10 protein-coding genes are annotated in these 11,902 nt (G+C 74.6%); 6 read left to right on the top strand and 4 right to left on the bottom strand.

All coding sequences use genetic code 11. The features are described from left to right. Window positions 1-26: 26 nt before the first annotated feature. Both hemW and ADK60_RS29075 read left to right on the top strand, forming a co-directional pair. On the top strand, window positions 27-1,256 hold the full coding sequence (gene hemW / locus ADK60_RS29080; RefSeq protein ID WP_053649841.1) for a radical SAM family heme chaperone HemW: 1,230 nt from the start codon (window positions 27-29) through the stop codon (window positions 1,254-1,256). A gap of 40 nt (window positions 1,257-1,296) precedes the next feature. After that, window positions 1,297-1,854, top strand: a complete 558-nt coding sequence (locus ADK60_RS29075) for a Uma2 family endonuclease (RefSeq protein ID WP_053649838.1) — start codon at window positions 1,297-1,299, stop codon at window positions 1,852-1,854. On the opposite strand, the gene ADK60_RS29070 is transcribed toward ADK60_RS29075, so the two are convergent. The 4 genes from ADK60_RS29070 to htpX all read right to left on the bottom strand — a co-directional run bounded on the left by ADK60_RS29070 (window position 1,845) and on the right by htpX (window position 5,123). Then, window positions 1,845-2,678: a DUF3097 domain-containing protein gene (locus ADK60_RS29070; RefSeq protein ID WP_053649836.1), complete on the bottom strand. Its 834-nt coding sequence runs from the start codon at window positions 2,676-2,678 to the stop codon at window positions 1,845-1,847. The two genes, ADK60_RS29075 and ADK60_RS29070, sit on opposite strands and share 10 nt — an antisense overlap. A gap of 20 nt (window positions 2,679-2,698) precedes the next feature. Then, complete coding sequence (locus ADK60_RS29065) at window positions 2,699-3,478, bottom strand: DUF2785 domain-containing protein (RefSeq protein ID WP_053649835.1); 780 nt, start codon at window positions 3,476-3,478, stop codon at window positions 2,699-2,701. 63 nt (window positions 3,479-3,541) lie between these two features. Then, a complete protein-coding gene (gene pspAB / locus ADK60_RS29060; RefSeq protein WP_053649832.1) occupies window positions 3,542-4,129 on the bottom strand; it encodes a PspA-associated protein PspAB in 588 nt (195 codons plus the stop codon). Between the two features lie 73 nt (window positions 4,130-4,202). Then, window positions 4,203-5,123 (bottom strand): zinc metalloprotease HtpX, encoded by a 921-nt coding sequence (gene htpX / locus ADK60_RS29055; protein ID WP_045938454.1) that lies wholly within the window; start codon window positions 5,121-5,123, stop codon window positions 4,203-4,205. A gap of 273 nt (window positions 5,124-5,396) precedes the next feature. Between htpX and hrcA the strand changes: the two genes are divergently transcribed. The 4 genes from hrcA to ADK60_RS29035 all read left to right on the top strand — a co-directional run bounded on the left by hrcA (window position 5,397) and on the right by ADK60_RS29035 (window position 11,797). After that, window positions 5,397-6,431, top strand: coding sequence for a heat-inducible transcriptional repressor HrcA (hrcA, locus tag ADK60_RS29050; RefSeq protein ID WP_030395770.1), 1,035 nt, complete (start codon window positions 5,397-5,399; stop codon window positions 6,429-6,431). 75 nt (window positions 6,432-6,506) lie between these two features. Then, window positions 6,507-7,646: a molecular chaperone DnaJ gene (dnaJ, locus tag ADK60_RS29045; RefSeq protein ID WP_045938456.1), complete on the top strand. Its 1,140-nt coding sequence runs from the start codon at window positions 6,507-6,509 to the stop codon at window positions 7,644-7,646. Between the two features lie 81 nt (window positions 7,647-7,727). Then, the gene (locus ADK60_RS29040; protein WP_053649831.1) at window positions 7,728-8,477 is read left to right on the top strand and encodes a 16S rRNA (uracil(1498)-N(3))-methyltransferase; all 750 of its coding nucleotides are present in this window, start codon (window positions 7,728-7,730) and stop codon (window positions 8,475-8,477) included. Between the two features lie 77 nt (window positions 8,478-8,554). Beyond that, window positions 8,555-11,797: a S41 family peptidase gene (locus tag ADK60_RS29035; RefSeq protein WP_053649872.1), complete on the top strand. Its 3,243-nt coding sequence runs from the start codon at window positions 8,555-8,557 to the stop codon at window positions 11,795-11,797. The last annotated feature ends 105 nt before the right edge of the window (window positions 11,798-11,902 follow it).

Here is an 11,902-nt window from a genome sequence, read left to right as displayed (position 1 = left end):
CTCCGGCCGTACGGGACAATGGGGTCATGCCCTCCGCACTCCCCGACGGTGAACCGGTACCGTCCGACGGCTCCCTGCCCGCGCACGCCCTCGACGGGCTCGGCTCGCGGCCGTTCGGCTTCTACCTGCACGTGCCGTACTGCGCCAGCCGCTGCGGCTACTGCGACTTCAACACCTACACCGCCACCGAGCTGCGCTCCTCCGGCACGGTCGCCTCCCAGGAGACCTACGCGGACAACGTGGTCGCCGAGGTCAGGATGGCCCGCCGGGTGCTCGGCGACGCCGCCCCGCCGGTGCGCACCGTCTTCCTGGGCGGCGGCACCCCGACCCTGCTGCCCGCCCGCGACCTGGTGGCGATGCTGGCCGCGATCCGCGAGGAGTTCGGGCTCGCCGAGGGGGCCGAGGTCACCACCGAGGCCAACCCGGAGTCCGTGGACCCGGCGTACCTGGCGGAGCTGCGCGAGGGCGGCTTCAACCGGATCTCCTTCGGCATGCAGTCGGCCCGCCCGCACGTGCTGAAGCTGCTCGACCGCCACCACACCCCCGGCCGGCCCGAGGCCTGCGTCGCCGAGGCGCGCGCGGCGGGCTTCGAGCACGTCAACCTCGACCTCATCTACGGCACCCCCGGCGAGTCCGACGACGACTGGCGGGCCTCCCTGGACGCCGCGATCGGCGCCGGCCCGGACCACGTCTCCGCCTACTCGCTGATCGTCGAGGAGGGCACCAGGCTGGCCGCCCGGGTCGGGCGCGGCGAACTGCCGATGATCGACGACGACGTGCACGCCGACCGCTACCTGATCGCCGAGGAGGCGCTGGCCGCGGCCGGCTACTCCTGGTACGAGGTCTCCAACTGGTCCACCACCCCCGAGGGCCGCTGCCGCCACAACGAGCTGTACTGGACCGGCGGCGACTGGTGGGGCGCCGGCCCCGGCGCGCACAGCCACGTCGGCGGCGTCCGCTGGTGGAACGCCAAACACCCCGCCGCCTACGCCCGCGCCCTCGCCGAGGGCCGCACCCCCGCCCAGGGCCGCGAGCGCCTCGCCGCCGAGGACCGCCGGGTCGAACGGATCCTGCTGGAGCTGCGCCTGGCCGAGGGCATCCCGCTGGACCTGCTGACGGAGACCGGCCTGAAGGCCGCGCGCCAGCACCTGGCCGACGGCCTCCTCGCCGCCACCCCCCACGCCGCCGGCCGCGCGGTCCTCACCCTCCGGGGCCGCCTGCTGGCGGACGCGGTGGTACGTGACCTGGTGGACTGAGACTCGTTAACGTGGTGTCAGCCGTCGGAGGGAGCGCGCAATGACCGCCATCGATGACCGGATGACTGGGATCTTCGAGAACCTGGAGGTCCCGGAAGGCTTCAAGGCCGAGCTCATCAGGGGGGAAATCGTGATGATGGCCGGGCCCGAGATGGCCCACAACCTCATCGTCGAGTCGATCGTCGACCAGATCCCGCGCGCGCGTTGGCACCGGCTCCAGACCCAGGACGTGGCGTTCCCGGCGGACGCCAGCGAGCCGCAGCCCGATCTCGTGGTGATCGAGCGGGGCGCAGCCGACGGTCCGGGGCGTCTGGTTCCCGCGCCCGCCGTGACGCTGGTGGTCGAGGTCGTGTCGAAGACCAGCGTGCTGCGCGACTACCGGACCAAGCGGGAGCTGTACGCCGAGGGCGCGATCCCCGTGTACCTGATCGTCGATCCGATCAAGGGCCTCTGTGTCCTGCTCACCGAACCGGCCCGGGCGGCGGCCTCGGGGCTGCCCGACTACGTGACCGAGCGGACCACCAAGTTCGGCGAGCCGGTTCCGGTGGACCTGCTGGGCATCACGCTCGACACCACGGAGTTCCGGCCCTACTCCTGACCCGGCAGGGTCACGAAGTCGATCAGCTCCTCGACCTTGCCCAGCAGCTCGGGCTCCAGGTCCCGGTAGGAGTTCACCTTCGACAGGATGTGCTTCCACGCCGCCGGGGTGTCCTCGGGCCAGTTCAGGCGGCGGCAGGTGCCGGTCTTCCAGTCCTCGCCCCTGGGGACGGCGGGCCAGGCCGGGATGCCCACGGAGGACGGTTTCACGGCCTGCCAGACGTCGATGTAGGGGTGGCCGACGACCAGGACGTGCGGGCCGGTGACCCGGGCGGCGATGCGGTGCTCCTTGGTGCCCGGGAGCAGGTGGTCGACCAGGACGCCGAGCCGGCGCTCCGGGCCGGGGGCGAACCCGGCGACGATCGCGGGCAGGTCGTCGACGCCCTCCAGGTACTCGACGACCACGCCCTCGATCCGCAGGTCGTCGCCCCAGACCCGCTCCACCAGCTCGGCGTCGTGCCGGCCCTCGACGTAGATCCGCGACTCGCGGGCCACCCGGGCCCGGGCGCCGGGGACGGCGACCGAGCCGGAGGCGGTGCGGGCGGGGGTGCGGGCCGGGGCGGGGCCCGAGGGCCGGACCAGGGTGACCGTCCGGCCCTCCAGCAGGAAGCCGCGCGGGACCAGCGGGAACACCCGGTGCTTGCCGAACCGGTCCTCCAGGGTGACGGTGTGCCCCTCGGCGGTCCTCTCGCAGCGCACCACCGCCCCGCAGAAGCCGGTCGACACCTCCTCGACCACCAGGTCCCGCTCGGCGGGCACCTCCGGGGCGGGCACCTGCTTCTTCCACGGCGGGGTCAGGTCGGGTCCGTACTGGCGGCTGCGCATTCCCCGGAGTCTATGGGGCGTCAGCCGGTGAACGGAGAGTTCACCACCAGCAGCTCGGCGATCCGCGCGCGCAGGGCGGCGGAGTGCGGCAGCGGCACCGCTGCGCCGCCGCGTTCCATCCGGACGCCCCGGTCGGCGAGCACGTAGACGGCCCGCAGGGTGCGCAGGGTGTTGGAGACGACGGCGGGCACGGCGCCCGCGGTCGCCGAGGGGCGGCGCGGCGGCTGCGCGCCGATCGGGTCGAGCCAGCCGAGGGCCTGGCGCTCGGTCAGCTCCGGGCGGGTGAGGATCTGGGCGACCGCGCGGCCGAGCCGGTCGTCCTCCATGGCGTCCAGCACGTGGTCGGTGGGGGCGAGCAGCCGGGCGGTGACCAGGTCCAGCAGCGGGGTGGGGTCGGCGAGCAGCGGGCCGCGGCCGAGGGCGGCCAGCAGGTCGGCGCCGTGGGCGACCGCGTGCAGCCAGCCGAGCCGGGGGTCGAAGCCGCGCAGGTCGGTCTCGTCGATGTACCAGCGGGCGAAGGCCTCCAGCCAGGCCGGGCGGTGGGCGCCGTGGTCGGCGAGGTCGGCGAGGACCAGCGGGGCGAAGGTGCGGGCCTGGATCTCGGGGTCGGTGAGGCGTTCGGCCATCTCGTCGCCGAGCGCGAGGCGCTGCTCGGGCGTGAGCAGCGGTACCCAGCGGCACAGCTGCTCCAGCGCGAGGCTGTCGCGGACGTGCGGGTCGGGCGAGCGCAGCGCGGCGCTGACGGCGGCGAGGGTGTCGGGGGCGGGGGCGGCGGATTCGAGTGCGGTCCAGTTGATCACGGGCGGACCCTAGGGGCCGGGGCGGCCGGGGGCCACCGAATTACCGGCCCGGCGGCCGCCGGTTCACAGCCCCGGCGCGCCCCAGACCGGGAACCAGCGGGTGAGGTCCTTCTCCAGCCGCAGGTCGTTGCCGAGCATCGCGTTGACCTCCAGCTCCAGTGGGTTGTCGCGCTTCTCCCCGCCGCCGGGCAGTGGCGCGAAGGGGTAGAAGGTGCCGCGCTTGTACAGGTAGACCAGGGCCAGCGGCCGCTGTCCCTCGGCGTCGCGGAAGCCGACCAGGGAGCACAGCAGTTGGGGGCCGAAGCCGTGCGCCTCGAGTTCGCTGTTGACCGCGTGCAGGTCGTTGACCAGTTCGGGCAGTTCGTCGGGCGCGTGCCGGGCGAGCAGCCAGGAGTAGCCGTAGGAGTCCTTGGACGCCTCGACGGGGACGCCGCCGCGTTCGGTGTCGGCGTCGAGCAGGGCCCGGACCTGCCGTTCGACCTCGTCGAAGGCGCCGCCCTCGACGGAGGCGAAGCAGACCGAGCCGAGTCCGGTGGGGCGGAAGCCGGCCGCGGCCTCCAGGGTGAGGGCGGCGGAGGGCACGCCGAACAGCTGGTCGAGGTCGGGTCTGACGGGCTTGGTGCGGCCGAACAGCGTGTCCAGGATGCCCACGGCGGTCCTTCCGGTCGGGGGGCGGGGGCGGTCGGGTGCGAACGGGCAGGGTGCGGGGGGCCGGACGGGCGGTTCAGCGGCCGAGCTCGGAGGAGATCTTCGCCAGCTGGGCCAGCCGCTGCTCCAGCGACGGGTGGGTGGAGAACAGCTGGGTGGCGGCCTCCCGGGCGCTGAGCGCCGGCGCGAAGTAGAACGCGTTGTAGGGCTGGGACTGGCGCAGGTCCCGGGTCGGAATGGCGGCGATCTGGCCGGTCACCTTGGTGAGTGCCGAGGCCAGCGCGCTGGGCCGCCCGGTGAGCTGGGCGGCGGCCCGGTCGGCGGCCAGCTCCCGGTAGCGGGAGAGCAGCCGGGTCAGCAGGAAGCTGATCGCGTAGACGGCGATCGACACCAGCGGGATCACCAGGGCGGCGATCGCGGCGTTGGAGTCGTTGTTGTTGCGCCCGCCGCCCATGAAGCCGCCGTACATGGCGATCCGGGTCATCGCGCCGGCCAGGACGCCGAGGAACCCGGCCACCGTCATCACGGCGACGTCCCGGTGGGCGACGTGCGACAGCTCGTGGGCGAGCACGCCCTCCAGTTCCTCGGGTTCCAGCCGGCGCAGCAGGCCGGTGGTGACGCAGACCACCGCGTTCTGCGGGTTGCGGCCGGTGGCGAAGGCGTTCGGCATGTCGTTCTCGGCGACCGCCACCCGGGGTTTGGGCATGTCGGCGAGCGCGCAGAGCCGGTCGACGGCGCCGTGCAGCTGCGGGTACTGCTCCGGGGTGACCCGGTGGGCGCCCATCGCCCGTTCGGTGATCCGGTCGCTGAACCAGAACTGGGCGACGAACAGGCCGCCCGAGATCAGCACGATGATCGGCCAGGCGCCGCGCAGCAGCACGATCAGCAGACCGGTGAATCCCACGTACAGCAGCCCGATCAGGAACATCGTCCCCACCATGCGGCCGGTCAGGCCGCGGTCGGGGGCGAAGCGGGTGTGCTGGCCCGAGCTCGACATCGCTGCTCCTCCGTTCGCCGTCCGCTTCCGATGCTGCCACCGGGCGGGCCCCGCGGCATCACCCGCGCGCCGCGGACTGCGGGCAGGATCACCCCGGCCGGGCCGTTCCTGCCGTCGGACCCGGGCCTTACACTGGCAGGTACGGTTCTGGCACTCGTGCGTTCAGAGTGCCAAGGCCGGGCCCCGCGGGGTCGGATCGGACAGCTCGAACACGGACACATGCCACGACGGTGTGTCACAACGGACAACGCGTGAAGACGGAGGTGCGTGCCCATGGCCGGTGAGGTCCGCCAGCTCGACGACCGCAAACTCGCGGTGCTTCGCGCGATCGTCCAGGACTACGTGGGGACGGAGGAGCCGGTCGGCTCCAAGGCCCTGGTCGAACGGCACAACCTCGGGGTCTCCCCGGCCACCGTCCGCAACGACATGGCGGCGCTGGAGGAGGAGGGGTACATCCACCAGCCGCACACCAGCGCCGGGCGGATCCCCACCGACAAGGGCTACCGGCTGTTCGTCGACAAGCTGGCCGAGGTCAAGCCGATGAGCGCGCCCGAGCGGCGGGCGATCCGGCACTTCCTCGACGGCGCGGTGGACCTCGACGACGTGGTCGCCCGCACGGTGCGGCTGCTCGCCCAGCTGACCCGCCAGGTCGCGGTGGTGCAGTACCCCTCGCTGAGCCGCTCCACGGTGCGGCACATCGAGCTGGTCGCGCTGGCCCCGGCCAAGGTGATGCTGGTGCTGATCATGAACACCGGCCGGGTCGAGCAGCGGCTGGTGGACTGCCCGGGCACGGTCGGCGAGACCGTGCTGGCGGACCTCCGGGGCCGGATCAACGCCCGGGCCGCCGGCCAGCGGCTCCCGGACGTCCCGGGGCTGCTGGAGGAGCTGCCCGCGCAGTTCGAGGCGGCCGACCGGCCGACCGTGTCCACGGTGCTGGCGACGCTCTTCGAGACCCTCGCCGAGCAGCGCGAGGAGCGGATCATGCTGGCCGGCACGGCCAACCTGACCCGCTTCGGCCACGACTTCCCGCTGACCATCCAGCCGGTGCTGGAGGCGCTGGAGGAGCAGGTCGTCCTGCTCCGCCTCCTGGGTGAGACCGCGGACGCCGGGATGACGGTCCGGATCGGGCGGGAGAACGCCTACGAAGGGCTGAATTCCACCTCGGTCGTCTCGGTCGGTTACGGTTCGGGCGACGAGAGCGTGGCCAAACTGGGGGTGATCGGTCCGACCCGGATGGACTACCCGGGCACAATGGGGGCGGTGCGAGCGGTGGCACGGTACGTGGGTCAGATTCTGGCCGAGTCGTAGGAACGGTCGTCGTCGGACAGCTGACGGCGCCCGAAGTCGCAAGCACTCACACAGGCGGAACAAGCGGAGCATTTGGTGGCCACGGACTACTACGCGGTACTCGGCGTCCGACGGGATGCGGGGCAGGACGAGATCAAGAAGGCGTTCCGGCGCCTGGCACGCGAACTGCACCCGGACGTCAACCCGGACCCGAAGACGCAGGAGCGGTTCAAGGAGATCAACGCCGCCTACGAGGTGCTCTCCGACCCGCAGAAGCGCCAGGTCTACGACCTCGGCGGCGACCCGCTCTCGCCGAACGGCGGAGCCGGTGCGGGCTTCGGCGCGGGCGCGGCGGGCTTCGGCTTCTCCGACATCATGGACGCCTTCTTCGGCGCCGCCTCCGGCCAGCGCGGACCGCGCTCCCGGACCAGGCGCGGCCAGGACGCCATGATCCGGCTGGAGATCACCCTGGAGGAGGCCGCGTTCGGCACCACCAAGGAACTCCAGGTCGACACCGCCGTCACCTGCACCACCTGCAGCGGCGAGGGCGCCGCGCCCGGCACCTCCGCGCAGACCTGCGACATGTGCCGCGGCAAGGGCGAGGTCTCCCAGGTCACCCGGTCCTTCCTGGGCCAGGTCATGACCTCCCGCCCCTGCCCGCAGTGCCAGGGCTTCGGCACCGTCGTGCCGACCCCGTGCCCGGAGTGCGCCGGCGACGGCCGGGTCCGCGCCCGCCGCACCCTGACCGTCAAGATCCCGGCCGGGGTCGACAACGGCACCCGGATCCAGCTGGCCGGCGAGGGCGAGGTCGGCCCCGGCGGCGGCCCGGCCGGCGACCTCTACGTCGAGATCGCCGAGACCAGCCACCCGACCTTCCAGCGGCGCGGCGACGACCTGCACTGCACGGTCACCATCCCGATGACGGCGGCCTCGCTCGGCACCCAGGTGCCGCTGCAGACCCTGGACGGGATCGAGGAGGTCGACATCCGGCCCGGCACCCAGTCCGGCCAGTCGATCCCGCTGCACGGCCGGGGCATCACCCACCTGCGCGGCGGCGGCCGGGGCGACCTGATAGTGCATGTCGAGGTGCAGACGCCCACCAAGCTCGACGCCGAGCAGGAGGAGCTGCTGCGCCGCCTGGCGGTGCTGCGCGGCGAGGAGCGGCCGTCCGGCCAGTTCGCGCCCGGGCAGCAGGGGCTGTTCTCCCGGCTGAAGGACGCCTTCAACGGCCGGTAGCCGTCCCGCGCGGGGGTGCCGAGGCTTCCTCGGCACCCCTTTCGCGTTCCCGTTCCCGTTCCCACCCCGGAGGTTCCCCGCATGACCGCGCCCGTGTTCGTCGTCGACACCGAGCGGATCGCCGCCGCCGCGCCGGGCGCGTCCGTCCGGCTGGACGGGCCGGAGGGCCGGCACGCCGCCGCGGTGAAGCGGCTGGAACCGGGCGAGGCGGTCACCCTGGCCGACGGCCGGGGCCTCGGCGTGGACGGCACCGTCGCGGCGGTGCACGGCAAGGACGCGATCGAGGTGACGGTGACGGCCGTGCGCCGCGAGCCGGAGCCGGCGCCGCGGATCGTCGTCGTCCAGGCGCTGCCCAAGGGCGACCGGGGCGAGCTGGCGGTGGAGACCATGACCGAGGTCGGCGTGGACGTGGTGATCCCCTGGGCGGCGTCGCGCTGCATCACCCAGTGGAAGGGCGAGCGCGGCGCCAAGGCGCTCGCCAAGTGGCGGGCCACCGCCCGGGAGGCCGGCAAGCAGTCCCGGCGGCTGCGCTTCCCCGAGGTCCGCGAGGCGATGACCACCCGGCAGCTGGCCCCGGTACTGGCCGGCGCCGCGTTCGCCGCCGTGCTGCACGAGGAGGGCGCCGAACCGCTGGCCTCCGCCGCGCTGCCCGCGGGCGGGGACCTGGTGCTGGTGGTCGGCCCGGAGGGCGGCGTCTCCCCGGAGGAGCTGGCCGCCTTCGCCGAGGCCGGCGCGAAGCCGTACCGGCTCGGCCCCTCGGTGCTGCGCACCTCCACGGCCGGGGTGGCGGCCGGCGCGCTGCTGCTGGGCCGCACCGGCCGCTGGGCCTGACACCGGCATCCCCCGTGGGGGTTCGCGGACCGCGAACTGCGGGCGCGCCGCACCCCCGCTTGCCTAGGGTGGCGACCGTGAGCGAACCCGAGAGCACCCCCGAGGGCGCCTACCTGCGCCACCCGCACCTGCACGGCGACCTGATCACCTTCGTGGCCGAGAACGACGTGTGGCTCGCCCCGCTGGAAGGCGGCCGGGCCTGGCGGCTGACCGCCGACCACCGTCCGGTCCGCAGACCGATGTTCTCCCCGGACGGCCGCCACGTCGCCTTCACCTCCACCCGCGACGGCGCCCCCGAGGTGCACGTGGTCCCGGTGGACGGCGGACCGTCCCGGCGGCTGACCCACTGGGGCGACGCGCAGACCCAGCTGCGCGGCTGGACGGCCGACGGCCGGCCGATCGCCACCACCGCCGCCGGGCAGGCCTCGCTGCGCCGCACCTGGGCGCGGGCGGTGCCGCTGGACGGCGGCGAGGCGGCCCGGCTGCCGTACGGCCCGGTCGGCGGGCTGGCCTTCGAGCCCGGCGGCGACCGGGTGCTGCTGGTCTCCGCCTACGCCACCGAGCCGGCCTGGTGGAAGCGCTACCGGGGCGGGCGGACCGGCCGGCTCTGGATCGGCGTCGACCGCTTCGAGCGCGTCCACGAGGAGCTGGCCGGGCACATCGAGTCGCCGCTGTGGGTGGGCGGGCGGATCGCCTTCCTCTCCGACCACGAGGGCGTCGGCGCGCTGTACTCCAGCCTCCCGGACGGCTCCGACCTGCGCCGGCACGGCATCTCGCCGGAGGGCTTCTACGCCCGCACCGCCACCACCGACGGGAGCCGGGTGGTCTGGCACAGCGCCGGCGACCTGTGGCTGCTGACGGACCTGGACGGCGCCGAGCCGCGCCGCCTGGACGTCCGCCCGGCCGGTCCGCGCACCGGCCGCCGCCCCCGCCCGGTGTCCGCCGCGCACTGGCTGGAGGGCGTCGCCCCGGACCGCACCGGGCGGGCCGGGGCCGTGGTGGTGCGCGGCTCCGTGTACTGGCTGACCCACCGGGAGGGCCCGGCCCGGGTGCTGGACGAGACACCGGGCGTGCGCGGCCGGCTGGCCCGGGTGGTGCCGGGCCCGGCCGGCGAGGACGCCGCCCAGGGCGTGGTCTGGGTGACCGACGCCGAGGGCGAGGACGCGATCGAGTACGCGCCCGCGGTGCTCGGCACCGAGCGCCGCCGACTGGCCGCCGGGCAGCTGGGCCGGGTCCGCTCGCTGCTGGTCTCCCCGGACGGCAAGCAGCTGGCGGTCGGCGCGCACGACGGCCGGGTGCTGCTGGTCGGCCTGGCCGACGGCGCCGTGCACGAGCTGGCGCACAGCACCGACGGTGAGGTCAGCGGGCTGGCGTTCAGCCCGGACTCGGCCTGGCTGGCCTGGTCGCAGCCGACCCTCGGGGCGTGGTCGCTGCGCCAGATCGTGCTGGCCAACCTGGCCACCCGGACGGTCTCCGAGGCGACCCCGCAGCGCTTCGTCGACACCTCCCCGGCGTTCACCGCCGACGGCCGGCACCTGGCGTTCCTCTCGGTGCGCAGCTTCGACCCGGTGTACGACTCGCACGTCTTCGACCTGTCGTTCCCCAACGGCTGCCGCCCGTACCTGATCACGCTGGCTGCCGACACGCCGTCGCCGTTCGGGCCGCGCCGGGCCGGAAGGCCGGCCGGCGGGGAGGACGAGGAGCCGAAGGGCCGCCGGGCGGACGGCGAGGAGGGCGCGGCCGACGCGCCGCCGGCGACCCGGGTCGACCTGGACGGCATCGCCGACCGGATCGTGCCGTTCCCGGTGGAGGGCGGCCGGTTCGGCGTCCTGCGGGCCGCCAAGGACGGCGTGCTGTGGACCAGGCTCCCGCTGGTCGGCGAGCTGGGCGACGAGGCCGCCTCGCTGGAGGACGAGCGCCCGCGGCCCACCCTGGAGCGCTTCGACTTCCGCAAGCGCCGGGCGGAGCAGCTGGTGGACGGCCTGGACGCGTTCGCGGTGAGCGGGGACGGTACCCGGCTCGCCGTGCTGGACGAGGGCGAGCTGCGGATCCTGCCCGCCGACCACAAGGCGTCCGGCGAGGACGACGAGATCGACGTCGACCTGGACCGGCTGCGGGTCACGGTCGACCCGGCGGCCGAGTGGCGGCAGATGTACGACGAGAACGGCCGGCTGATGCGGGACAACTTCTGGCGTCCCGACCTCGACGGGGTGGACTGGGCCGGGGTGCTGGCCCGCTACCGGCCGCTGGTGGAGCGGCTCGGTTCGCACGACGACCTGGTGGACCTGCTCTGGGAGGTGCACGGCGAGCTGGGCACCTCGCACGCGTACGTGGTGGCGCACGGGGTGCACACCGAGCCGGCCCGCCGGCAGGGCCTGCTGGGCGCGGACCTGGTCAGGGACGGCGAGGTGTGGCGGGTCGCGCGGATCCTGCCGGGGGAGTCCTCCGACCCCCGGGCGCACTCGCCGCTGGCCGCCCCGGGCGCGGCCGTCCGCCCCGGGGACGCGGTGCTGGCGGTCAACGGCCGCCCGGTGGACCCGGTGACCGGCCCGGCGCCGCTGCTGGCCGGCACCGCCGGGCAGCCGGTCGAGCTGACGGTGGCCGGCAAGGACGGCACCGACCAGCGGCACCCGGTGGTGGTCCCGCTCGCCGACGACGAGGCGCTGCGCTACCACGACTGGGTGGCCGGGCGGCGGGCCGCCGTCCGGGAGCTGTCCGACGGCCGGCTCGGCTATCTGCACATCCCCGACATGCAGACCACCGGCTGGGCGCAGATCCACCGCGACCTGCGGGCGGAGATGGCCAGGGAGGGCGTGGTCGTCGACATCCGGGGCAACCGGGGCGGGCACACCTCGCAGCTGGTGGTCGAGAAGCTGGCGCGGCGGATCATCGGCTGGGGCGTGGGCAGGGACGTCGCCAATCCCGCGCCGTACCCGGAGGACGCGCCGCGCGGTCCGGTCGTCGCGCTGGCGGACGAGTACTCGGGCTCGGACGGCGACATCGTCAACGCGGCGATCCAGGCGCTGGGGATCGGCCCGGTGGTCGGCACCCGCACCTGGGGCGGGGTGATCGGCATCGACAGCCGCTACTCGCTGGTGGACGGGACCCTGGTGACCCAGCCCAAGTACGCGTTCTGGTCGGAGCGGCTCGGCTGGGGCCTGGAGAACCACGGGGTGGACCCGGACGTGGAGGTGCCGTTCCCGCCGCACGCCTGGGCGGCGGGGGAGGACCCGCAGCTCGCCGAGGGGGTGCGGATCGCCCTGGCGGCGCTCGCGGAGCGGCCGGCCAAGACCCCGCCGGCGCTGCCCTGGGAGCGTTAGCGGCGGTCCGACGGCGGTGGGAGGCCGGGCCCCGGGTCCGGCCTCCCGCTCCGGGGATGCCGTCGCCGTGCGCGTGCTGCGGCGGCAGCACCTGCGCGAGTACCG

It is taken from the genome of Streptomyces sp. XY431 (genome assembly GCF_001279805.1).
GTDB lineage: Bacteria > Actinomycetota > Actinomycetes > Streptomycetales > Streptomycetaceae > Kitasatospora > Kitasatospora purpeofusca.
Note: the sequence above shows the minus strand (reverse complement) of the source record. Positions and strands in the feature narration are given on the sequence as shown.

What these genes read in the sequence shown, in the direction of transcription:
- hemW (WP_053649841.1), top strand. Translation starts at nt 27, where the DNA reads ATGCCCTCCGCACTCCCCGACGGTGAACCGGTACCGTCCGACGGCTCC.
- ADK60_RS29075 (WP_053649838.1), top strand. Translation starts at nt 1,297, where the DNA reads ATGACCGCCATCGATGACCGGATGACTGGGATCTTCGAGAACCTGGAG.
- ADK60_RS29070 (WP_053649836.1), bottom strand. Translation starts at nt 2,678, where the DNA reads ATGCGCAGCCGCCAGTACGGACCCGACCTGACCCCGCCGTGGAAGAAG.
- htpX (WP_045938454.1), bottom strand. Translation starts at nt 5,123, where the DNA reads ATGTCGAGCTCGGGCCAGCACACCCGCTTCGCCCCCGACCGCGGCCTG.
- hrcA (WP_030395770.1), top strand. Translation starts at nt 5,397, where the DNA reads ATGGCCGGTGAGGTCCGCCAGCTCGACGACCGCAAACTCGCGGTGCTT.
- ADK60_RS29040 (WP_053649831.1), top strand. Translation starts at nt 7,728, where the DNA reads ATGACCGCGCCCGTGTTCGTCGTCGACACCGAGCGGATCGCCGCCGCC.